Origin of the sequence: Sediminibacterium salmoneum NBRC 103935 (assembly GCF_000511175.1) — a bacterium.
Lineage (GTDB): Bacteria > Bacteroidota > Bacteroidia > Chitinophagales > Chitinophagaceae > Sediminibacterium > Sediminibacterium salmoneum.
The window spans coordinates 1,932,320-1,956,577 of the sequence record NZ_KI866530.1; the positions used below are offsets into that span (position 1 = coordinate 1,932,320).

The window sequence follows — 24,258 nt, forward strand, 5'->3', positions numbered from 1 at the left end:
GAAGATAAAGGCAGTCTGCGCAATTTTTGCGAAATATTAACCGAAATAAAGCCGCTCTGTACTGAACAGAAGGGTTTACAGGGTTTAAAATGAATATCTTTGAGCCATGGCGAAATTTGCGCACGACGAGATAGTGCCTTTTAAAGACAGTGAGCTGGCGAAAAAAGAGCAGGTGGCCGATATGTTCAACAATATTGCACACCGTTACGATTTTCTGAATCGTTTCCTGAGTGTGGGCATTGATGTGGGTTGGAGGAAAACTGCTATCAAAGAGTTAAAAAAATTGGCTCCTAAAACCATACTGGATGTTGCCACAGGTACTGCGGATGTGGCCTTATTGACCCAGGAAATATTACATCCTGATCAGATTATCGGGATTGATATTTCAGAAGGCATGCTGAATTTCGGAAGAGAAAAAATAAAAGCCAGAGGGCTGGAAAATATTATTCAGTTACATACCGGAGACAGTGAAAATATCCGTTTTGAAAACGATTATTTTGACGCCATTACCGTTGCCTTTGGTGTTCGAAATTTTCAGGACCTGAGCAAGGGATTGAAAGAAATGTATCGGGTATTAAAACCCGGAGGCAAAGCAGTGATTCTGGAATTTTCCAAACCCAGCTCAGCAGGGTTTAAACAGTTGTATCAATTTTACATGAACTATATTACGCCTTCTATCGGGAAGGTTTTTTCTAAAAACAAAGACGCATACCAATATCTGAACGATAGTGTTCAGGCTTTCCCCGAGGGAAATCAATTCTTAAATATTTTGAATGAAGCAGGCTTTACCCAAACCTATTTGAAGAAACTAAGTTTCGGCATATGCACTATTTATTGCGGAAGCAAGTAGTACTGCTGGTATGGGGCCTGTTGGGTCTTGTTCAGTATGGCTTTGCTCAAAAACAATTATACCGGATCAACCGGGAGGATCAGTTGTATTATTTTGGCATTACGCTGGGATACAATAATTCCTATTTACAGGTAAACAAATCCAATCAGTTTACCCAGTCTGATAGTATTATGGTTGCTGAACCAGGCTCCAGCGGAGGTATCAATATGGGCTTAATGGCCACCGGAAGGCTAAGTGAGCACTTTCAGATCCGTGCCAATCCCCAGCTCATTATTGGCGGGGCAAGAAGTATCCGTTATCAATTGGGCAGTACCCGGCCGGGTGAAGGAAGTACGCAGATTCAAAGTCTTCCCTCTACATTGGTCAGTTTCCCTTTTCATTTGAAATTCAGTTCCGACCGGATCGGTAATTTCAGAACCTATTTAATTGGCGGGGTTCGTTACGATATTGATCTTTCTTCAAATTCTACTGCACGTAATGCAGATGATATAATTAAGTTAAAAAGATATGATTTTGGTCTTGAAGCGGGGATTGGATTTAATTTTTATCTGCCGTTTGTTACGGTATCACCAGAAATTAAAATAAGTTACGGATTATCTAATATGCACCAGACCGACGCTGCCCTTAAATACTCTAATGTTTTGGATAAAATCCAATCCAGAATGGTAGTATTCTCAATTCATTTAGAAGACTAAAGCATAAATGCTGCCAATTGAATAAATTGCAGTATGGAACATATCATCATTAAAAACGCAAGTATTGTAAATGAAGGTAAAATCATTGAAGGTGACCTTCTCATAAGCAAAGACAGAATTGAAAAAATAGGTGGCGATATCAACATCAAAGCCAGGGCCGAGGAAATGGATGGTACAGGATTGCATGTATTGCCCGGAGTGATTGACGACCAGGTACATTTCAGAGAACCCGGATTAACCCATAAAGCCAATTTATATACAGAAGCCAAAGCAGCGGTTGCAGGTGGTACCACCTCTTATATGGAAATGCCCAACACTTCTCCAGCGGCTATCACTGTTGATTTACTGGAACAGAAATACAGCAGGGCTGCTGAATGTTCACTGGCCAACTATTCCTTCTTCATGGGCACTTCCAACGATAATCTGGAAGAGATTTTAAAAGTGAACAAGAAGAAGCACGAAGTATGTGGCGTTAAAATTTTCATGGGTTCTTCCACGGGAAATTTGCTCGTGAACAATACATTGCAATTGGAAAAAGTGTTTGGGGGATCGGAGTTGCTGATTGCCACCCATTGCGAAGAAGAAACCTTGTTTACAGAAAATCTGAAGCAAATAAAAGCTACCGGTAAAAAACTAACGGCAGCCGATCACCCAATCATCCGAAACGATGAAGTATGCTTTGAATCCTCATTCAAAGCGATTCAGTTTGCCAAAAGAAACAACAGCCGTTTGCATATCCTGCACATTAGTACAGAAAGGGAATTGCAGTTGTTTACCAATATGATTCCTTTAAAGGATAAACGTATTACTGCAGAAGTATGTGTGCATCATCTTCATTTTACTTCCGACGACTATGATCGTTTAGGCAATCAGATCAAATGTAATCCCGCCATTAAAGCGCCGCACAATAAAGAGGCTTTGTGGAAAGCATTACTGGATGACAGATTAGACATCATTGCCACCGACCACGCACCACATACCTGGGAAGAAAAACAGGAAGACTACGAACATGCACATGCCGGACTTCCATTGGTACAGCATTCACTACAATTGATGTTGCACTATGTTAAAGAAGGGAGAATCAGCTTACCCAAAGTAGTAGAGAAAATGAGTCATGCAGTGGCTGATTGTTTCCAGATTCAGGACAGAGGCTATATCCGCGAAGGATATATGGCAGATCTGGTGATGGTGAATTTGAACAAACCCTACACCGTTAATAAACAGAATATACTTTACAAATGCGGATGGAGCCCTATGGAAGGAATGACTTTCCCGGCTACTATTGAAAATACTTTTGTAAACGGGCATATGGTTTATGGAAATGGGGTGTTTGATGAATCTAAATGGGGCGCAAGATTGAAATTCAGCAGAGATTAGCCTAAACCCAACCCAATAACTGCCAATGCAAGTAGACAAAGTCACTTTACAGGACCTTTCTGTTTTTCACTCAGAAGAATTTCAGTCTGTCTTCCATCATATCAACCTGACCCTGACCAACGGGGGCAGAGAATATTTGCGCTACTTGCTGGCCCATCCCCTGGATACGGTTAAAGCCATTGAGCAGACACAGCTAACCATCCAGCAGTTGGGAACCATCATGGATCAATATCCGGTAAGTCCGTCCAATGGTACCGTACTGGTGATGGAAAAATTTTTTGAATCACCCATCAACAATTATCCTTCTGATATTGGAGTGGTCAGTGCATTATTATACAAATTTTTAAACCTGGCCGATTATTCCCTCTCCAAGTTTACCGTAGAACATGCGCTGGACTTTGTGCAGGGTATGGAAAAAATAGCGGGTCTGATCACCCTGGAAAATGGATCTGTCTGGCTTAACCAGACTGCGGAACGCATTCTTCAATTACTGAATAAGGAAATGGTGCACGACATGTTGCAGGCCAATAAGAAAAGTTTAACGCCCACATCCATTTTAAAATTTGCTCAGTTTCTACGAACAAGATTTAAAAACGCAACAGAGGAACTGATAGAAATTCACAGTAAGCTGGATGCTTATTTAAGTTTAGCGAAAGCAGCCAAAAAATTTCATTTTACCTATCCGGAAGTAGTGGAGACGCAGGAACCTTGCATTGAAGCAGAAGGCCTGTATCATTTTTTACTGGAAGTGCCAGTGGCATATGAAGTAAAACTAAATCAGTCTGAAAACTTTATTTTTTTAACGGGGGCCAATATGGCGGGTAAAAGTACTTTCATCAAAGCAGCAGGATTAGCGGCCTACATGGCGCATATAGGAATGGGGGTGCCGGCTAAAAAAATGAAAATCAGCAGCCTCGATGGTATCCTGAGTAATATTCAGGTAACAGACAATATCATGAAGGGAGAAAGTTTCTTCTTCAACGAAGTGCAGCGAATCAAAAAAACCATTGAACGAATCAGAGACGGAAAAAAATGGCTGATCCTGATTGATGAACTCTTTAAAGGAACCAATCAGGAAGATGCGGTAAAATGCAGCACGGTCGTTATTGAAGGACTCAGAAAATTACCCAATGCCTTATTTATTTTGTCTACGCATTTATATGAAATCGGTCACCAGTTAAAGCATTACCCCAATATTCAATTCCGTTATTTTGAAACTGCTATTCAGGATGATCAGTTATTATTCAGCTACCAGCTGAAGGAAGGAATCAGCAATGATCGTTTGGGATTCCTCATCCTAAAAAGGGAAGGCGTGGTTCAAATGTTAGAAAATTTATAGTACCTTACTATAAATTTATACAGCATGAAATTCCTTGTACGTTTTGTAGGTATTTCCATGATTATTGTTGCCCTCTATAATGTATGGGTAGTTATTGATGTACCTCCTACATTCAAGGTTTTGGCTACTACAAAAGTGGATTCCAGTGCAATAATTAGTTTGGGGAATGATGCTGGCCAGGGAAATATGCTAGGCATTCAACCTGCCCTTGCTCCAATACACTATTCCAATAAAGTTACCCTTAAAGACAATTTGCGCGGCTATCTGCAGGCTGCCAATGCAAGGGGTTTAATCAATGCAAAAACGGTTATTATTTTTCCGGAATACATTGGTAGCTGGCTGGTTGCAATGGAGCAAAAAAGCAGTGTGTATGATAAAGAGAATCTGAACGATGCCATGACAGCTGTTATTACTGCCAACCTATTCAAATTTGGCGTAGCCTACTTTACAGCTCCTTCAGGAACCAAGGCCAAGGATAAATATGCTGCTTTTGCCATGAAAGCAAAACCGATTGCCCAAACCTATGATGAAATATTCAGTGAATTGGCCAAAGAGTTCAAAGCAACCATTGTAGCCGGATCGATTGTTTTGCCTGAGCCCTCACTGGATGAAGCCGGTAAATTAAAAATTGCAAGAGGAAAATTGTACAATACCAGCGTGGTTTACAATCCCGAAGGAAAAATTCAGGCACCACTGGTGAAGAAAATATTTCCGATAGATGAAGAAGCAGGTTTTACTACTCCCGGCGATAAAAATCAGGTTCCTGTTTTCAATACCCCTGCAGGAAAACTGGCCGTGTTGGTTTGTGCAGATAGCTGGTATCCGGAAGCGTATTCAAAACTAACCGATGATGTAAAAATGATTGCCGTGCCTTCTTTGGGAGCGGTAGACTCAGTGTGGAATGCACCCTGGAATGGATACAATGGCTTCAAAGCACCCAACGATGTAGATACATCCGATTACCATAAAATTACAGAAGGAGAAGCCTGGCAAAAATATTCCATGGGGCCCCGAGCAGGTAAAGCCCATATTCCTTTTGGCATGAATGTATTCTTTACGGGTAATATGTGGGGTAAGAAAGCAGAAGGAAGGGTATTGGCATTATCAAGAGATGCATTGCATGTTCTTCCTCCTACTACCGATACAGGCAGGATTGTGAATCAATGGCTATACTAGATTCATGCAAGCCCAACCATCTTATGATGTAATTATTATTGGAGCCGGCTATGCAGGATTAGCTGCCGGACTGGCTTTGCAGAAAGCAGGAAAAAAGTTTTTATTGCTCGAAGCGCGCAATCGTTGTGGAGGTAGAATTCTCACCGAATACTTTAGTGCAGATCAGTACACAGATTTAGGAGGTCAATGGATTGGCCCGGGCCATGAACGCATGTATGCATTGGCCAAAGAATTTGGTATTGATACTTTTCATACACACGATGCCGGAAAAAGTAGTTTGTTATTGAATGGCAAACTCAAGTTGTACAAAGGCATTATTCCACCGCTTCCCTTGTTTGCATTGTTAAGTGTAGACCGTGCCATTCGTAAAATTAATAAGCTGGCAAAAACAATTGATCTGGAAAAACCTTTTGCGTCTCCGGGTGCATTGGAATGGGATTCCATGAGTTTGGCAGACTGGATGCAACAGCAGATGAAAAATGAAACAGCCAAAAAAATGTTTGCAATTGCTGCTGAAGCTGTTTTTGCTACAGACGCATCCACCCTTTCTTTTTTGCATGCTTTGTTTTACATCAAGAGTAGCGGCAACTTAGACTACCTGATGAATATTCACAAAGGGGCGCAGCAGGATCGCATTAAAGGGGGCGCACAAAGCATTTGTATTAAAATGGCAGAAGCAATGGGCAATGCCATTCAATACGAAAAAGTGGTAACACAAATTAATCAGGATGAAAATGGAGTAAGGGTCTCAGGAGAAGGATTTGAATGTACCGCTGCGCATTGTATTGTAGCCATTCCACCGGTTGCAGCAACCGATATCGTTTTTACACCTGCAGTACCTACTGCACAATGGAATCTGATGCAATCCAGTTTTATGGGAAGCGTGGTAAAATGCTATGCAGTATACGCAACGCCATTCTGGAGAAAGGAATTTAAAAATGGATTGGTAGCTGCTCCGGACGAAATCACTTCTGTGGTATTTGACAACTCACCCTGGAATGGAAGCAAGGGTATTCTGATGGGATTCAGTCTGGCAGAAAATGCAAAGCAACTGATGCAACACGATATTGCCGAAAGAAAAGAAATGGTAAAAGCCGGATTCGTTCGGATGTTTGGACCCGCTGCTGCTGAGTTGGAATATTATACCGATAAAAGTTTTACGGAAGAACCTTTTACCAAAGGATGTTATGCAGGCATGTTTCCTCCGGGCATGCTAACAAAATACAATGCTTCATTGGCTACTCCATTTCAACACATCCACTGGGCCGGGACCGAAACCAGCACACAATTCAATGGTTATATGGAAGGCGCGGTCAGAAGTGGGGAGAGGGCGGTAAAGGAAATTCTTGCTTTTGAAAAATAAAATACCGTGAAAACACGGTGATTTTCTTTCTTAAGAAAACTTAACCTTGTAAGAATAAAATTTCTCTTACTATGTATTATTTAAACAAGTCGTTTTTAGTTCTTGCTCTAATTGTCATCTCTTTTTTTTCATGCGAGAAGACAAGTTCACTTGAAATGGAATCATTAACAAATGATGCTATTCGAACACTTGCAAGTGCAACCGGGGAAGCGCATAATACTTTAGTTGATTCTGCCGCTCGTTCCTTTGATGTTCAAGGAGTGAATTCACAAGAGTACCGAAAGGCAATCCTTTCTATTAAGCTTTCAAACTTTTCAGCTACTGTTCCTGAGAGTAAAGTGATATATGATAAATATGGATTATTTGAACCAGAAAATTATGTTCAAAAACATTTTAAAAAAATAGATGAGCATACAAAAAAATATTTAGTAGAAATTTTCTTGATTGCAAAAGAAGGATTTTCTCAGAGTACACTTTTGAAAATTGATTCTAAATTAGAAGCTATTTTTAATGATAAAGACTTAGGTCAACCTGAGAAGCTCTTACTTGCTGGCACTTTAGAGATAAGCAGAAATAGTCTTAAATATTGGAATGATGCCAGAATGAATAAAAGCAATCCTTATCACACTTTTTTTTCAAATACTATCAGAAGTAATACTATTGGACCTTTTTTTCACTTTGATTGTACAACCATGATTGATATGTCAATGTATGCTATTTCATTTCAAGATAATTATTATACAAATGCACTTTCACTAGAAACATCTAATCAGATGGCTTTACAAGATGCTGCTTATCAATCAGGTCTTGCAAGCATGGCAGGTGGTGCTTGTGCTCAATAAAATAAGTTATTTGTATGCGCATATATTACATTTTTCTAGTTTTGTTTTTACCATTTTCAACATTTTTGTACAGTCAGAAAATACCTGCACTTGAATGCATGTATAAAATTAGTGTTCGAGATAAAGATGGAATACATAATACTTTACGGAAGTATTTGATTACGAGTGATAAGATTTTTTCTTTCATTGAAAATGATTCATCAAGAGCTAGTCTTGCTGATTTTAAACAACAAACAGTTAAAGTGAAAAATATAAATGGGAACGTTTATACTACAGGCATGACTAATTCTAGAAATCCTGTTACTATAAAACAGAAAAAAGACTCTATTAATGGATTTGTTGGAGATTATCTTATTACAAACATTGGTGGTGCAGAAAACATTTCCCTCATTCTTGATTCTTCAACAAAGATTCCAAAGTTCAAAGGCGAAGGATTTTTTGATGTGTTTGATAACGGACTAGGATATCTTCCTATTAAAGGTGTAAAGGAAGCATTAAGTCCAATTGAAGGGCAAGGAAATATAATTTGGACTATTTCACTACTCTCAAAAAAAGTAATTGAGGTAGATTCAAGTCTTCTAAGAGTTGAATGAGATATAACAAAAGGAATAAGAAATAAAATTGCATTTTACATCCGCCAGTTATTTTTAATTGTTACAATTAAACTAATTATCGCCTTAAATAAAAGTATACATATCTCTATTTAAAACGCTGACCCCAACTGGATTTATCTAAAGACCTGTAGCCAATCGCTTCAACAATATGTTGCTTTTGCACCTGATGGCTTCCCGCCAGATCGGCAATGGTTCTGCTGATTTTTAAAATGCGGTCATATGCCCTTGCACTTAGGTTTTGCATTTTCATAGCTTGAGCCAACACATCTGTAACTTCTTTTTCCAACACAATATATTTACGCATTTGTGCTGTGGTCATTTGTGCATTGGTGTGAACGGTTTTATGGTTTCGATACCGCTCCGTTTGTATAGTCCTGGCTTTGATCACTCTGCTGCGAATCACTGAAGAATCTTCTTCCCTGGTATCCTTGCTCATTTCATCAAATTGCATGGCATTCACCTGTATATGTAAATCGATGCGATCCAGTAAAGGACCCGATACTTTATTCAGGTAACGGTTTACCTGACCTGATTCGCAGGTACACTCTTTCTCTTTGTGATTATAATAACCACAGGGGCAGGGATTCATTGCAGCCACTAACATAAAACTGGCCGGGAAGGCCAGTGAAATCCGGTTCCTAGCAATGCTGATCATGCGTTCTTCCAAAGGTTGCCTCAACACTTCTAAAACCATTCTGCTGAATTCCGGCAATTCATCCAGAAACAATACTCCGTGATGTGCCAGAGAGATTTCGCCTGGCAGCGGATTCGATCCACCCCCTACCATGGCAATCTGCGAAAGCGTATGATGCGGGGAACGAAAAGGTCGTTGCTGTATCAAACCCTGCTGACCCGACAACTTACCCGCAACACTATAAATCTTAGTGGTCTCCAGCGCTTCCGCCATATTCAATGGCGGCAGAATACCCGGAAGCCTTTTCGCCAGCATGGTTTTGCCTGCACCAGGCGGACCTACCAGAATTATATTATGTCCACCTGCAGCAGCCACTTCCATCGCTCGCTTAACACTGAATTGGCCTTTCACTTCATTGAAGTCATTCTCATAGTGAAACGATTCCTGCAACAGCACTGCCTGTCCGGTTGCAACAACAGGCGATAAGGAATTTTCATCCTCAAAAAAACGAACCAGCTCCTGCAAGGATGCTACACCCCATATTTGTAACCCTTCTACCAGACTGGCTTCCCGTACATTGGCTCTTGGCACAATCAATCCTCTGAAACCTTCTTTCTTTGCCTGTATGGCCATGGATAAAATGCCTTTAATGCCATTCACTTTCCCATCCAAACTCAACTCTCCCATGATAACAAATTCACTGAGTTTCTCTGCATGATTCAGTTGATCACTGGCACCTAAAATACCCAGTGCAATGGGCAGATCCAGACCCGATCCTGTTTTTCGTAAATCAGCTGGTGCGAGATTCACAATTACTTTGGTGCGTGGCATATGATAGCCCATATTTTTGATGGCGCTTTCCGTTCTATGCAAGCTTTCTCTTACGGCACTATCCGGTAATCCCACTACCGCATAACCCTGCCCCATACTTACATTTACTTCAATACGAATGGTAATGGCTTCAATTCCATGTACAGAACTGCCAAATGCTTTCACAAACATAGACGCGATTTTCTATCACAAAATCAGCAATTGCATGAAGAAAAATCCACGTGTTTATACCTAACTTTCCGCCATGAAAAAACGGTTGCTTTTCCTGCTGTTCATTTGTGTTGTAAACCTTACACTGGCGCAGTGGTCTCCTTTTAGGTTTGCATTTATATCGGACACTCATATTGGTTCACCCAATGGCAGTGCGGAGGAAGATTTACGCAGAACCGTTGCCGATATCAACAGCATGCCGGAGATTGCTTTTGTGGTCTTAACCGGTGATATAACAGAACTTGGAACAGATGAAGAAATTAAATTGGCCAAGGAAATTTTATCTGAACTAAAAGTCCCCTATTATATTCTGGCCGGCAATCATGATACAGGATGGAGCGAAAGCGGTGGGGTTAGTTTTGGTAAAATATTCGGTTACGATAAATTCAGTTTTTCTTTTAATGGTATTCAGTTTTTAGGCTGTGCGTCCGGACCTTATGTAAGAATGAGTGATGGACATATTCCCAGAGATGCGGTGAATTGGTTAGACAAGGAATTGAAAAAACTGGACCCCAAACAACCGATTGTATTTTTAAATCATTATCCCTTAGACAAGGATTTAGACAACTGGTATGAAGCAGTGGATCGATTAAAACAGCACAGAACACTGGCTGTATTAAATGGTCACTGGCATACCAACAGAAGGCTGGATTATGAAGAAATCCCTGCAGTAGTAGGTCGCTCCAATCTCAGAGCCAAAGCGGCTTATGGTGGATACAATATTGTAGAAGTGAGATCAGACTCCATGATTTTTGCAGAGCGCACACCCGGCATTGAAACCAAAAAACCGTGGACAGGGATTGACCTTTCAGAAAAAAAGTTCAGCGACAAAAAATATCCGCGACCCATCTATACAATGAATGACAGTTTCCCTTCCGTAAAACCCAGATGGATATATGCTTCTGAAGCCAATATCATTTCAACACCAGCAATCACACAACAACTGGTAATTGTGGGCAACAGTTTAGGAACCATTGAAGCCATTGATAAAACTTCAGGCAAAAGAAAATGGAAGTACCAAACCAAGGGTTCTGTTTATTCAAGCCCTGCCATCCATCAGAACAAAGTAGTGGTTGCTTCCGGTGACGGAACCATCTATTGCCTGAATCACACAAACGGAAAACTCATCTGGCAATTCAAGGCGGATGCTGCTGTGTTGGGATCCCCGCTGATTTATGACAACAAAGTTTATATCGGAGGTAGTGATCATCATTTCCGTTGTCTGGACCTGGCTACAGGAAAACAGAAATGGAGCTTTAGCGGATTGGAAGGGCCTGTGGTAAGTTCGCCTGTATTTAGTAATGGTAAAATCATTTTCGGATCCTGGGACAGACACCTGTATGCATTGGATGCTTTCAGCGGAGCCCTTTCGTGGAAATGGAACAATGGATCCATGGTTAGGAATTTTGCACCGGCTTCCTGCATACCGGTGGTACAGGATGAAATTGTTTACATCGTTGCGCCAGACCGTTATTTATCTGCCATTGATATGCAAACAGGCACTACACTTTGGAGAAACAAGGAAGCTACTGTGCGCGAATCCATTGGCATTTCAACGGATGGTAAATGGCTTTATACCAAAACCATGAGCGATGGTTTTGCCGTTTTCCCAACTGGAAGAACACCGCAAAACCTTGCCTGGAAAAAAGATTTTGGCATTGGCTACGAGCATGTTCCCTCCATGCCAGTAGAGAAAGAAGGTAAAGTGTATTTTGGCACGAAGAATGGAATTATTTATTCCATAGATCCTTATACCAGAGAAAAATTGTGGCGTTATAAAATAGACAACTCCATGGTGAATACCGTAAACTTCGGCAATACCAATGAGTTGGTGGCTTCCACCATGGACGGGAAAATTGCATTCTTAGATTTGCAATATTAATCACTTGCATTGAATTTGATTAATACTGGCCAGTGCTCAGCATTACCAGTGTACAGGCTTCAATGGTTTGAATACCATTTTTCCGGGCCAGTTCAACCAATGCATCGTTTTCCGTTCCGGGATTAAAAATGATGCGCTTAGGATGCAAGGAAAGAATATAATCGTAATAACTTTCCTGTGCAGTCGGATTCAGATACAGCGTTACCGTATCTACATTTTCTTCTGCGGGAGGTTCCGTAACAATGGGAACACCAGCTACTTCCGCCGCTTTCCTTCCCACTGCCACTACTTCATGGCCGTATTTTCGTAAACGCGAAACCGCTTCATAACTATAACGGGCAGGGTTATCTGAAGCACCCAGCACTACGGTCTTTTTCATTTGAAATACTTTACTTCTCTATTACAAATTATATTTTGTCCTTCAACAACTCTTTGTGAGAAGCATCACAATAGGGTTTGTTTTTAGACAAGCCGCAACCACAAAAAGCAACTTTTTCTTTTACATCTATGGTACCATCGGGTTTGTGAATATTCATTTTAGCCGTAACTACGATTTGTCCAAAGGGCTTAACAATGATATCAATTGCGTCTTGTGTTGTTTTTTGTTCTTGTTCCATAATATAAAGATACGAATGCTTTTGCGGATGTAAAGAACCATGGTTTTAACAGCCAATTTATGAGGGTATATATGATTATTTAAAAGTATAACGAATGCCCAAAAAGCCACGGATTCCCTGATTGGGGGCAAACATATAGGTGGGATCAAAGCTAAGCGCATATGGATTATCAGGGGTTGATTCTACCTGTCCATTGGGTTGAAACTGCACGTTTTTATCGAAGGGATCCTGCGCACGGGCAATCAGGAAAGGGCTGTGGCGGGTGGGCAAAAAATTAAGCAGGTTTTTGATACCACCATAAATTTCCATTCCTTTCCAGTAATGAAAACTAAATTGAATATTCTGCAAGCTATACCAGGGGGAGTAAGGCTGCCTGGGATCGAGCGGTCCCAGCAAAGGCAAACGCATGGGACTGTATACATTGCCCGTGTAATCTATATCCAGGTGAATCGCCGGAAACTTATAAGACAATGTCCAGGTTCCGGAAAAACGTTCCGTAAGAATCTGTTGTTCTTTTTGCCCGTTCTGATACAAAGCCACATCCATATAAGTTGCGCCCAGATTCAATTTCAAACGGTTATGCAAAGCAATGTCTGCGCCAACGGAAACCCCTTTGCTTATAGCATGACCTTTTAAATTGGCATAAATAATCTGGTTGGGATCGGTTTCAAAATCACCCACAATCCGATTGTTGAAATAGGTATAAAAGGCAGAGATATCCAATGTGGTTGCATTATTATTTCTACCATATAGTTTGTGGATATAGTTCAGGTTAACATTAAAGGATTGTTCTGGTTTCAACTTTTCCGAAATCATAACTTTTCTGGCACCGGATAATGCAGCATGATCTTCCGTAAATAAATTAACTACCCGGAAACCTGTTCCCATATTCAATCGCAAAAATTGTTGGGGATTAATCGTGTACTTATAGGCAACCCTTGGGGTTAGAATATTTCCGTGTGTGGAGTGATAATCGTAACGAAGGCCCAGCAATATTTTATGCTGCTCATTCAAAGTAATTTCATTCTGTACAAACAGACCAGGCAATACAATTTTTTGTGGCTGTATTCCCCAGCTACCTGAATTGGGGGCTGCAGTACCGGGGGTATTATCGTTGTAATAGGTATATCGGGTTGCAGCACCAAACAACCAGTCGTGGTTTCTGATTTTTTTATCCCAGGTAATTTGAGCAAACGCTACCTGCTGTTTCCCCATGTACAAGGTATTTCCATACATGCTGTTCTGGTGATGATGATTAAGCGAAAAAGCAAGATTCATTTTTTCTTTAACCGGAAGCTGATAATTTCCCATCAGTTCTACCCGATTGGTATAAATGCTTTCACCATACGCAGCATCGGTTCCCCGGTAAGTTTTATTCCAATTCATCTGACCTCCCCATCTGTCTTCGTATAAGTAACGTGCAGCCAGATTCAATTGGCGATTTTGTTTTTGCTGAATGGACCATTTCTGAAAAATACTGATGCGCTGCTGTAAACTCAGATCGGTAAATTCATCTTTATTCTGATCAACCGGGTTGGAATAATTGAAGTAGTTAATCCCGGTTAGCACATTTGCTTTGGTTCCTACTTTATTGGTAAAAGCCAAATCTGTATTGGTTTCTCCCCAGGTAGTGGTCATAAGATCTATACCCACGCTTTGCTTATCGCTTACCTTTTTCGTAATAATATTAATCAGGCCTCCTATGGCTTCACTGCCGTATAAGGAAGAGGCGGGACCCTTAACAATTTCAATTCTTTCAATCATGGAAGCAGGAATACCCGACAAACCATAAACAGTTGAGAGTGCACTTACTATGGGCATACCATCAATGAGTACCATGGTATAAGCACCCGGCAGTCCATTGATTTTAATTTCGCCTGTATTGCAAATATTACAATTGCTCTGTGGCCTTACTCCGTTCACATGCAACAATCCCTCAAACACATGAAAAGCCGGATTTTTTTTCAGAAAAGCAGCACTGTACACTTCAACCGGAACCGGACTCTCCACTCTTTTTACTTCTTTCATAGTCCCCGTAACCACTACTTCGTCCAACTCTTTGCTCATGGGTTTTAACAAGCGGGATGTATCTGCTGCTAGAATTTTGGGAGTTCTTTCATGAGTTTGAGCCAGTAAACAATTGGGGAGCATCAGTGCAAGCAATAACATAGTATATGCAGCGCAAAAGCATCTTGACATTACTGATTTTATTACTTGCAGAAAAGGCATTGCCTGAATTGATTTTGGTTAAATTCGGGGTAAAACTATAAATGTTAGACGAGTCTAACAAATTTCATTTTTGATTTTAGCGTATTTTTAACCCATGCAAGCTTTGTCGTATACAGAAGAAAATTACCTGAAAGGCCTTTTTAAACTAACCATTGAATTAGGAGAGAAAGAAGAAGCAGGGACCAATGAAATTGCTGCCCATCTGGGAGTGAAACCCGCTTCTGTGAACGATATGCTGAAAAAACTGAAGGATAAGAAACTGATTCAATACGAACGGTATGGCAAGTCTTCCTTAACTAAAGAGGGCAAAAAAAGGGCCATTGAAATTGTAAGAAAACACCGCCTATGGGAAACTTTTCTACACGAAAAACTGGCTTTTAACTGGGATGAAGTGCATGAAGTAGCAGAACAACTGGAGCATATACAAAGCAAAAAACTGATTGATAAACTCGATCAGTTTCTGGAATACCCATCGATTGACCCACACGGAGATCCCATCCCCGATGCCAAAGGAGAATGGCCACCCAAATCTTAGTAATCAATTTCCAGCTTCAGGCGATCTCTTAATTCTTTTACCAGTGGATATTGTTGAGCAATTCGCTCGAATTTTTGTTTGCTGTTAAGGCGCATGTATAAAGGAACATCTTCCTTTTCACTTTCTTCTACCAAAATGGTAAAATTAATTGCACGGTTATTAAACTGAGCATGCAACTGCTCAAGCAAAACCATTTTCTCTGACTCAATGAATTTTTGTGCTGTAACCGCTGATACCCTTACCGTGAAATGAATATCATTGTCTATTTCTAAACTGGCAATTTTAAAAGTACCCACGGCAGAATGCTTCAGCTGTTGCTCTAGTTGTTTAATATAAGAATCCCAGAAAGCACGCAATGTCTCTTCAGTTAATGGTTGCGCTTCTTTCACTTCTTCAATCTGATAGGAAGCGCCCGCTTTTTCCTTTAAGGCTTCCAGTAAAGATTTTTTAGGACCTGATTTTAAAGTGCCGGTTGGTGGGGCCACTGCTGGGGCTGTCTTCTCTACATACAATTTAGCAGCAGGAGCCTGATTGCCCACACCCGTTTGTTGCGTTCCGGTTGAAGGGGCAACAGCAGTAGCCATATTTGCTGTTGCTGGAGAAGCTGAGCCAGCTGGAACAGCTGGTACCAATGATTGTATAGGTCTTGCCCTAAAAGCTATGGGGCCATCAACCCGTTTTTTTTTGACACACCCGATTTATCCTGGGTTAGTTCAATGGCTTGTTGTAAGAAGCTGAGCTTTATGAGTGCCAGCTCTACATGCAATCTTTTATTGCGCGCCATTTTATAATTCACTTCTGTATCGTTGAGTATATTCAGCGCACTTACCAGGTAACTCAAAGATGTTTGTGCAGCTACTTGTTCATATTTCTGTTGCATCCCTTCTACCACTTCCAGTAAAGACGCAGATTTTGCGTCTTTGCAAACCAGCAGGTTACGGATGAACTCTGCAAATCCGTTTAATACCAGATCCCCTTCGAATCCTTTGCGGTTGATCTGATCATACAACAGCATGGCTCCCGCCATGTCCTGCTTCTGCATACACTCTAACAACTGAAAGAAATAATCTTCGTCTAAAATATTCAGGTGCTCCAGTGTATTCTGATAAGTAACTGATCCATTGGTAAAGCTTACAATTTTATCAAGGATACTCAGTGAATCACGCATGCAACCCTCACTCTTCTGTGCAATCACCTGCAATGCTGCTTTTTCTGCATTGATCTGTTCCTTGGTTGCAATTTCCTGTAAGTGTTCTACCGTGTCGTTATTAGTGATTCTTTTAAAATCGAAAATCTGACAACGGCTTAAAATGGTGGGAAGAATTTTATGCTTTTCGGTTGTTGCTAAAATAAATATGGCAAAGGGTGGAGGCTCTTCCAGGGTTTTCAAAAACGCATTGAAGGCACTGGAACTTAGCATATGTACCTCGTCCACAATATATACTTTGTATTTACCCGCCTGAGGCGCAAAACGAACCTGCTCTACCAGGGCTCTGATATCGTCTACCGAGTTGTTACTGGCCGCATCCAGTTCATGAATATTCATAGATGTGCCTGCATCAAAGGAAACACAGCTGGAACAGGTATTACAGGCTTCCCCTTCTGGTGTTGGGCTGGTACAGTTGATGGTCTTGGCCAAAATTCTGGCACAAGTGGTTTTACCCACCCCTCTGGGACCACAAAACAAGAAAGCATGTGCCAGTTGCTGATTGCGAATGGCATTCTTCAGTGTTGTGGTAATATGTTGCTGCCCCACAACTGTATTAAAGTTCTGAGGGCGGTATTTACGGGCTGATACTACAAAATTCTCCATAGAAATTGCTGCAATATAACTTATTTATAGTCCATCTCAGGATGCCTTTCGAAAGGATATTTTTCATTAAAAATATAACGGTAAGTTACCATCTGTCTGCTTTGCTTTCCTCCCAGGCTTTTGTAAATATTCACCATTTTAGGATTCCAGTCCCCAGCCCAGCCCATTTCGTACTGGAGATACCATCCCTTACCCTGCAACTGAAGGCCGGCAGCATAAATTAAGTAACTGTCTACTCCCAGGGCCTGGTACTTGGGCACTACCCCAAAAGCCAAACCAGTTAATCGCTTATTGGTTCCCCTCCATTTCATCCACAACAACTGCAGTTTTTGCATTAGCCCAAACTGACCGTTGAAATATTTGAAATATTGATTCAGGTCTGGAATATTGATGAACATGGCTATTGGATCTTCTTTGTAATAGGCAAACCAAACCACTCTCTCGTCCATGATGGGTTTCATTTTTTTGAAAAGCTTCACCACCTGCTCTTTCGTGATTTCTTTGGCCTCCCCATGCTGTGCCCAAGCTGCATTGTACACCGTTGCAAAATCTTCTGCATATTTTTCTAAATGACGAAGCTTTACATGTTTAACCGAATACCCGGGTTTTGCATTGAACTTTTCATACCGTTCCGGAAATTTCTCTGGAAGCGGATCGTCTACATTCATGTAGTAATAATACTGATTGTAATAGTTCTGAAATCCATATCCTTCAAATAATTCCTTGTAGTAGGAAGGATTATAAGACATGCCATACATGGGTTCCTGTTCAAATCCATCCACCATTAATCCCCACCATTTGTCTCTGTCTCCAAAATTAATGGGGCCATCCATGGCTTCCATTCCTTCAGAAATCAACCATTGCTTTGCAGTGTCAAACAATACATTTGCTGTTGCCTGATCGTTGATACAATCGAAAAAACCAATGCCACCGGTTTTAAAATCTGTTCCCTTATTAATATATTTTTCATTGGTGAATGCAGCAATTCTGCCAATAGGTTCGCCATTATCTGCAAAAGCAACCCAGCGTTTTGCCTTTCCCCATTTGAAGTTTTTGTTTTTGGAAGGATCAAATACTTCATTTACTTCGTTGTTTAAAGCACGGATATAGTTGGCATTCCCTGCATTCATCATGGCATTCACTTCAAGAAAGTCCCATGCTAATTGTGCATCCTTTACTTCTGCTACTTGCATAATGAATAGTTTAAGGTTGAAATAATTTTATAGCCATCTTCTGATCGTGCTTATAGATATCTCTTCTGAAATGCAATTCTCCCGAGGCATCTACCCAGGAAGTAAAATACACCAGAAATACGGGAATTTTCTTTTTCAAGGTTACCCATTTTTCCTTTTCGAGATACATCAGACTATCAATGGCCGAGCTGGTATAGCTGGGTTGATCGCGCAAGAGAAACTCAGCAAATTTTTTGGGCTCTGCAATCCGAATACAACCGTGGCTTAATCCTCTGTTGGTTTGTGTAAATAGATTTCGGTTGGGCGTATCGTGCAAATAAATATTATAGTTATTGGGGAATAAAAATTTTACTCTGCCCAATGCATTGTTTGCACCAGGCTTTTGTCTTATCTGCGGAAGCCCTTTTGCGTAACCAGTAACTTCCATATTGTGCTTGGCAATATAATTTCTGTTTCTGCTGATGGCTGGTAAGAGTTCTTTCCTAACAATGCTCTCTGGCACATTCCAGTAAGGACTAAATACCACAAACTGAAGATTGCCATTGAATATTACAGTATTGTTAGCTTCGGAACCTACAATTACATTCATCTGCAGTATATTTTTTCCTTCCTCAAAAATACGCAGCCTGAATTCCGGAATGTTTACCAACACATAGGTACTGTCTTGCATGGATGGCATCCATCTGGCTCTCTCCATATTGATAAGTAGCTGCTCCATTCTTTTCCGGATGGGTACGTTAAGGTCTTCTATCACTTTATTGCCAATAATACCATCTACCTCTATGCCATGTCTTTCCTGAAATTTTTTAACAGCCAACACAAGACTTGTGTCAAAAAAATTATTATTTGTCATGTCATCCCCCTGCAAAAAATGCAAGCGCTTTTTAATTCTAAGAATTAGCGTGCTGGAATCTCCGCTTCTGAGCGATTTTTTTACCCGGGGCAAAGAATCGGGCTGTTCAGTTTTTTGCATTTCAGCCAAACGAAACAACCATTTTTCCATTCTGGGATATTGCAGGCTTACCGGAGCAAGATTAACAAGCTCAGTTGCTTTTTTATTAATCACTGAATCCAGCAGCGCGTGAAGATTCATTTTTTTTCTGGGTATATACCAGCCCAGATCAGCCAGCTGAATATTCGACCCTTTATACATTTTCTCAGCATACACAAAAAACTGTGCAGTGAACAACAATTCGGTATTCACCACCTCTCTATTCGCCACAATTTGCCTGGCTGTTTTATTTGCATATGCAGTATATAAATTCTGAAACTGCTGGTTAAATAATGAACTATCGGACAATCTACTTATGTAGTCGTTTTGTAAATTGAAAAAGTGATGTGCCTGTTCGGATAAACCCGTAGAATCAAACCAGGCAAATTCAAAATTGCGATCGGTATAAAAGTCTGCTATTTGTTTGCTGAATGGCTTTACCCAATCATTTTCTTCAAAAAATAACTGCATGGCTGCGCTATCCAAAAAAAGGGGATTATAAGAAGTAGTAATGGTAATTGAACTGTCTCTGATGATTTCTTTTTCAGAAGCATTGTTCCAACCACAGGAAAAGCCCAGAAAAATCAGTAATCCCAATAATGAAAAAAAAGACGTACGCATGCTGCTAAGATACAATATGTAACAAGATTAGCGATGCTGCAAAAGCACAGCTGCTGCGATTCCTGCAGTTTCTGTTCTCAAACGTGTTACACCCAGATTAATCATTGTGGCACCTGCTTTTTCAGCCATTAAAATTTCGGCAGGTGAAAAATCACCTTCTGGTCCAATTAACAATAAAGCTGGTTTGCTTTTATCAATTGATTGAATCAGCTGCTTTGGACCATTTTCACAGTGAGCCATTAAAAGATGACCCTCAAAAGGTTGTTGAATCAGTATTTTAAATTCAACAGGTTCATGTAAAACAGGCTTGAATACCTGCTTACTTTGCAGCATAGCTGAAACCAGAATATGCTCCCAGCGTTCTTTTTTAAAATGTGTTCTTTCCGTTCTTTCTGCAATCAGGGGGTAAAATGCGTCAATCCCGATTTCTGTTGCTTTTTCCAGAAACCACTCCATTCGGGCCGCATTCTTAACAAAAGATATAGCAATACTATTTTGTGGATTAGTTCTGCTCTCCTGTTTATGATCAAACAACTGAACAACCGTCTTTTTTTTATCCGCAGAAACCAGTTTGCCGATACAGGACAAACCAAGTCCATTTGTTAAAGAGATGGATTCACCAGGTTGCATACGCAAAACCACACTGCAATGCTTACTGGACTCTTCGGAAAGTGTAAATAATCCGGGAGTTACAGGTAAATCGGCTTCATAAAAAAAAGGAATGTCCATAAAACTTATCAGAAGAATTCTTAAAAAGGAGTACCATCATCAAATCCCTCATCAAAATCACTGGATTGATTCATCTTACTTCCTTTCTGAATAAAGAAAGCCGTTTCACCATTACCCTGACTCATAGAACCGGGCTGAATAGGTTTCCAGTTTCCGGGGCCTGGCTCGGCATCCATTTCTTCAAATTTCTGTATTTCCAGTTTGGCTCTCAGCTTAATGGTTTCCAGTGAACCGTTTCTATGCTTGGCTATTCGAATATGGGTTTCACCATTGGTGGGTTCTCCCATTTCATTGGTGTTATTCTCATAGTATTCAGGACGATAAATAAACATTACCATGTCAGCATCCTGTTCAATGGCACCCGATTCACGAAGGTCACTCAATTGAGGCATTTTGCTTTCCTTACGTGTTTCTACCGCACGACTCAACTGACTCAGGGCAATGATGGGCACTTTCAATTCTTTTGCCAGCGACTTCAGGTTTCTGGAGATACTACTGATCTCCTGCTCTCTGTTTCCTCCTTTATCGTTACTGCCGCTCATCAACTGCAGATAGTCAATGATAATGATACCCACCTGGTGTTTGTTAACCATTCTACGGGCTTTGGCTCTGAATTCAAAAATATTCAGGGCTGCAGTATCGTCAATATACAAAGGTGCGTTCTCTAATTTCTTTATGCCCTTGCTATGTAATTGCTGGTATTCATGATCCTCCAGTTTACCCCGGCTGATCTTCTCCATTTTAATTTCACTCTCTGCACTCAGAATACGCTGAACCAATTGTGCAGCACTCATTTCCAGTGAAAAGAATCCAACACCAATTGGCTTTGTTGGATGCAAGGCTGCGTTACGGGCAAGGTTCAGGGCAAATGCAGTTTTACCCACAGAAGGACGTGCAGCCAGGATGATTAAATCGGTGGGTTGCCATCCATATGTAATTCTATCCAGGGATGAAAATCCACTGGGCACTCCGGAAATTTCATCTGTCTTGGTTCTGAGCTCATCAATACGGGTAATGGCTTCAATTAAAACTCCGCCAATGTCTTCAAAGTTTTTCTTTAAATAGTTATTGGTGATATTGAACATTTTGGTTTCGGACTCGTCCAGTAAATCAAATACATCTGTACCTTCCTCGTACGCGTCCCCAATAATTTCACCACTTATTTTAATGAGTTCTCTCTGAATAAATTTTTGTAAAACAATTCTGGCGTGTGCATCAATATTAGCAGTAGATACAACAGAATTGGTGAGTTTGGTAACATAATAAGGGCCTCCTACCAAATCGAGTTTGCCCTGCATTTTCAATTCTTCAACAACTGTCAGAATATCAATGGGAGTAGATTTTTGCTGCAGGCTTTGCATAGCCAGGAATATGTACTGGTGTGCATCCACATAAAAACATTCGGGTTTAATAATTTCCGATACGGTGTCAAACGCACTTTTCTCCAGCATCAATGCCCCCAGAATGGCTTCTTCCAATTCCTTTGCCTGGGGCGGCACTTTACCATACACCATGGTACTTAAATCAATAGCGGGCTTTCTTCTTTTTCTGTCTTTATTTAAACCGGTAATCTCCATGATACTTTCTTAATCGATGATCAATCCAATGCTTCCTGCTATGTTAACGAATGGTTAACTGAGTAAGAAGGGGGAGCGAATATATGGCTAAGCGCTATCTGTTAAAAATTTTTTCCGCTTCTCTTTATTCCACAATGAATCCTCAGCTTATCCACAGCTAAACCAGCGCTATTAACACAAATTACTATGGTTATCCCCCATTTGCAAAAGTTTTCCTCTTTTATTTGAAGAAATTAACAGAACCTCGTTAACAAAGAAATTTCCCGGAAATCAGGTCAATTTCAATCAAATGAACTAAGTACCAATTGCAATTGGGTAAAACTTATTCTAACTTTAATAGAACCAGCAACACAACTAAATATGAAACAGTCCTATTCTTATGATACGGTAAGCGAAGCCATTAATGACCTTACAAAACGGGGATATACACACGACTTCAATATTCATGAGGAAGAGCAATGTCTGATATGTAATCATACGGGGATACAACTATCTCCGGATGATTTTGAAATTACCGAAGTGTATCGGTTTGAAGGAGAAACCGATCCAGCAGACGAAATGATTCTTTATGCTATTGCTTCTACAAGACATTTAAACGAAACCGCAAATAAGCCAGTAAAAGGTATTTTGCTTAATGCCTATGGAATGTATGCGGATGCAGATGTATCAGTAATTGCAGAAAAACTAAAGAAAAGTGCATCCCCTTTACAACCTATCAAAAGAGCTGAATACCTGAAAGATATAAGCCGTGAACACCATCAGGGATTACTGCTTTGCTGGAAAATAAAGAGAGGGCTAACCCAAAAAATACCGGTTGAAAGAATAAAAGCCTATGCAGACTGGTTTTATGATTCTTATCTTTCTATTCACTTTAGAATAGAAGAAGAAAGTATTTTCCCCATATTGGGTATGCAACATCCATTGATTGTTAAAGCAATGGAAGAACACCATGCATTGAGAAACCTTTTTAATAAAGAAACCGAATTAGAAAACTCGCTCAGGCAAATTATGGTTGATTTAGACAGTCATATAAGATTTGAAGAACGAGTCCTTTTTAATCAAATTCAGGAAAATGCAAAGGAAGAACAGATAGAACAAATGAATCAACACCATAATAGCAAGCCTTTTGTTGAAAACAGCAAGGATCCATTTTGGCTCTGAGGGGTATTGCTGAATACCTTAATTTCGCGTTTTAATTATCGTTGATACCATGACCATCAGTTATAACTGGCTTTGCGAATATTTACCAGAAGCTATAGAACCCGCCCAATTATCTAAAATATTAACTTCCATTGGTTTAGAAGTAGAAAGCCTTGAACGCTTCGAAAAAGTGAAGGGGGGATTACAAGGCGTGGTAATTGGAGAAGTGTTAACCTGTGAGCAGCACCCCAATGCAGACAAGCTGAAATTAACTACCATCAATATTGGAACGGACACCCCATTAAAAGTGGTATGTGGAGCATCGAATGTTGCTGCCGGACAGAAAGTAGCCGTGGCAACCATTGGCGCTACCATTTATCCAATAAACGGCGAGCCCATGACCATGAAAGCTGCCAAAATAAGAGGGGAAGAAAGCCAGGGAATGATTTGTGCAGAAGATGAACTGGGTCTGGGTTACAGTCACGATGGCATCATGGTTTTGCCATCAGATCTGGTACCAGGCACTCCAGCTGCAGCCTATTTTAAACCTTATAGCGATAACGTTTTCGAGATTGGTTTAACCCCCAACCGAATGGACGCCATGAGCCATTTGGGAGTTGCCAGAGATGTGGCTGCTTATTTAACACATCACCAGAAAGAAACCCGTGTTAAACAACCTTACAGCAACGGATTCAAGGCAGATAACCAGGATGCACCTGTAAAAGTTACCATTGAAAATACGACAGATTGTCTGCGATATGCCGGAGTAACCATTACGGGAGTTACGGTTGCTCCATCACCTGAATGGCTGGTAAATAAACTAACTGCCATTGGTGTAAGAAGCATTAATAATATAGTAGACATCACAAACTATATTTTACATGAAACCGGCCAACCATTACATGCTTTTGATTTAAATGCAGTAACCGGCAATGAAATCATTGTAAAAAATCAATCAATCGTATAACTTCGTATAATGTATGCTATACGAAGTTATGCA

22 protein-coding genes are annotated in these 24,258 nt (G+C 40.5%); 12 read left to right on the plus strand and 10 right to left on the minus strand.

Annotated elements, in window-relative coordinates; genetic code table 11:
- The first annotated feature begins 106 nt into the window (after window positions 1-106).
- The 8 genes from ubiE to P767_RS0109030 all read left to right on the plus strand — a co-directional run bounded on the left by ubiE (window position 107) and on the right by P767_RS0109030 (window position 8,235).
- Window positions 107-850, plus strand: a complete 744-nt coding sequence (gene ubiE, locus P767_RS0108995) for a bifunctional demethylmenaquinone methyltransferase/2-methoxy-6-polyprenyl-1,4-benzoquinol methylase UbiE (protein ID WP_026764242.1) — start codon at window positions 107-109, stop codon at window positions 848-850.
- Window positions 823-1,545 (plus strand): type IX secretion/gliding motility protein PorT/SprT, encoded by a 723-nt coding sequence (gene porT, locus P767_RS0109000; RefSeq protein ID WP_037351707.1) that lies wholly within the window; start codon window positions 823-825, stop codon window positions 1,543-1,545. The genes ubiE and porT overlap by 28 nt, the downstream gene beginning before the upstream one ends.
- A gap of 33 nt (window positions 1,546-1,578) precedes the next feature.
- On the plus strand, window positions 1,579-2,922 hold the full coding sequence (locus P767_RS0109005; RefSeq protein ID WP_026764244.1) for a dihydroorotase: 1,344 nt from the start codon (window positions 1,579-1,581) through the stop codon (window positions 2,920-2,922).
- A gap of 25 nt (window positions 2,923-2,947) precedes the next feature.
- A complete protein-coding gene (locus tag P767_RS0109010) occupies window positions 2,948-4,261 on the plus strand; it encodes a MutS-related protein (RefSeq protein ID WP_026764245.1) in 1,314 nt (437 codons plus the stop codon).
- Between the two features lie 24 nt (window positions 4,262-4,285).
- Complete coding sequence (locus P767_RS16530) at window positions 4,286-5,437, plus strand: carbon-nitrogen hydrolase family protein (protein WP_051417255.1); 1,152 nt, start codon at window positions 4,286-4,288, stop codon at window positions 5,435-5,437.
- 4 nt (window positions 5,438-5,441) lie between these two features.
- Window positions 5,442-6,800, plus strand: a complete 1,359-nt coding sequence (locus P767_RS0109020) for a flavin monoamine oxidase family protein (protein ID WP_026764246.1) — start codon at window positions 5,442-5,444, stop codon at window positions 6,798-6,800.
- 155 nt (window positions 6,801-6,955) lie between these two features.
- Window positions 6,956-7,642, plus strand: coding sequence for a hypothetical protein (locus P767_RS0109025; RefSeq protein WP_026764247.1), 687 nt, complete (start codon window positions 6,956-6,958; stop codon window positions 7,640-7,642).
- Window positions 7,643-7,656: 14 nt separating this feature from the next.
- The gene (locus P767_RS0109030; RefSeq protein ID WP_152530856.1) at window positions 7,657-8,235 is read left to right on the plus strand and encodes a hypothetical protein; all 579 of its coding nucleotides are present in this window, start codon (window positions 7,657-7,659) and stop codon (window positions 8,233-8,235) included.
- Between the two features lie 106 nt (window positions 8,236-8,341).
- On the opposite strand, the gene P767_RS0109035 is transcribed toward P767_RS0109030, so the two are convergent.
- Window positions 8,342-9,892: a YifB family Mg chelatase-like AAA ATPase gene (locus P767_RS0109035; RefSeq protein ID WP_026764248.1), complete on the minus strand. Its 1,551-nt coding sequence runs from the start codon at window positions 9,890-9,892 to the stop codon at window positions 8,342-8,344.
- 73 nt (window positions 9,893-9,965) lie between these two features.
- On the opposite strand from P767_RS0109035, the gene P767_RS0109040 reads away from it, so the two are divergent.
- Window positions 9,966-11,813 carry an outer membrane protein assembly factor BamB family protein gene (locus P767_RS0109040; protein ID WP_026764249.1) on the plus strand — a complete coding sequence of 616 codons (1,848 nt, stop codon included), beginning with the start codon at window positions 9,966-9,968 and terminating at the stop codon, window positions 11,811-11,813.
- Window positions 11,814-11,832: 19 nt separating this feature from the next.
- Here P767_RS0109040 and P767_RS0109045 read toward each other — a convergent pair whose 3' ends face one another.
- From P767_RS0109045 to P767_RS16540, 3 genes are all read right to left on the minus strand, one after another.
- Window positions 11,833-12,192, minus strand: a complete 360-nt coding sequence (locus P767_RS0109045) for a CoA-binding protein (RefSeq protein WP_026764250.1) — start codon at window positions 12,190-12,192, stop codon at window positions 11,833-11,835.
- A gap of 28 nt (window positions 12,193-12,220) precedes the next feature.
- A complete protein-coding gene (locus tag P767_RS16535) occupies window positions 12,221-12,430 on the minus strand; it encodes a CDGSH iron-sulfur domain-containing protein (RefSeq protein ID WP_051417256.1) in 210 nt (69 codons plus the stop codon).
- 75 nt (window positions 12,431-12,505) lie between these two features.
- Window positions 12,506-14,629, minus strand: a complete 2,124-nt coding sequence (locus tag P767_RS16540) for a TonB-dependent receptor plug domain-containing protein (protein WP_216593227.1) — start codon at window positions 14,627-14,629, stop codon at window positions 12,506-12,508.
- Between the two features lie 124 nt (window positions 14,630-14,753).
- Between P767_RS16540 and P767_RS16545 the strand changes: the two genes are divergently transcribed.
- Window positions 14,754-15,194 (plus strand): metal-dependent transcriptional regulator, encoded by a 441-nt coding sequence (locus P767_RS16545; protein ID WP_084799886.1) that lies wholly within the window; start codon window positions 14,754-14,756, stop codon window positions 15,192-15,194.
- Here the strand turns inward: P767_RS16545 and P767_RS18870 are convergent.
- From P767_RS18870 to dnaB, 6 genes are all read right to left on the minus strand, one after another.
- Window positions 15,191-15,778: a hypothetical protein gene (locus tag P767_RS18870; RefSeq protein WP_172637531.1), complete on the minus strand. Its 588-nt coding sequence runs from the start codon at window positions 15,776-15,778 to the stop codon at window positions 15,191-15,193. The genes P767_RS16545 and P767_RS18870 overlap by 4 nt on opposite strands.
- A gap of 74 nt (window positions 15,779-15,852) precedes the next feature.
- Window positions 15,853-17,007 carry a DNA polymerase III subunit gamma/tau gene (dnaX, locus tag P767_RS18875; protein WP_172637532.1) on the minus strand — a complete coding sequence of 385 codons (1,155 nt, stop codon included), beginning with the start codon at window positions 17,005-17,007 and terminating at the stop codon, window positions 15,853-15,855.
- A 20-nt stretch (window positions 17,008-17,027) separates the two neighbouring features.
- Window positions 17,028-18,200, minus strand: a complete 1,173-nt coding sequence (locus P767_RS0109075) for a hypothetical protein (protein WP_026764251.1) — start codon at window positions 18,198-18,200, stop codon at window positions 17,028-17,030.
- A 10-nt stretch (window positions 18,201-18,210) separates the two neighbouring features.
- On the minus strand, window positions 18,211-19,812 hold the full coding sequence (locus P767_RS16560) for a L,D-transpeptidase family protein (RefSeq protein ID WP_051417258.1): 1,602 nt from the start codon (window positions 19,810-19,812) through the stop codon (window positions 18,211-18,213).
- Window positions 19,813-19,839: 27 nt separating this feature from the next.
- Window positions 19,840-20,541, minus strand: coding sequence for an RsmE family RNA methyltransferase (locus tag P767_RS0109085; RefSeq protein WP_026764252.1), 702 nt, complete (start codon window positions 20,539-20,541; stop codon window positions 19,840-19,842).
- 20 nt (window positions 20,542-20,561) lie between these two features.
- Complete coding sequence (gene dnaB, locus P767_RS0109090; RefSeq protein WP_026764253.1) at window positions 20,562-22,118, minus strand: replicative DNA helicase; 1,557 nt, start codon at window positions 22,116-22,118, stop codon at window positions 20,562-20,564.
- 360 nt (window positions 22,119-22,478) lie between these two features.
- On the opposite strand from dnaB, the gene P767_RS18700 reads away from it, so the two are divergent.
- Complete coding sequence (locus P767_RS18700; protein ID WP_216593228.1) at window positions 22,479-23,279, plus strand: hemerythrin domain-containing protein; 801 nt, start codon at window positions 22,479-22,481, stop codon at window positions 23,277-23,279.
- A gap of 49 nt (window positions 23,280-23,328) precedes the next feature.
- Window positions 23,329-24,225, plus strand: coding sequence for a YtpR family tRNA-binding protein (gene ytpR / locus P767_RS16565; RefSeq protein ID WP_084799888.1), 897 nt, complete (start codon window positions 23,329-23,331; stop codon window positions 24,223-24,225).
- The last annotated feature ends 33 nt before the right edge of the window (window positions 24,226-24,258 follow it).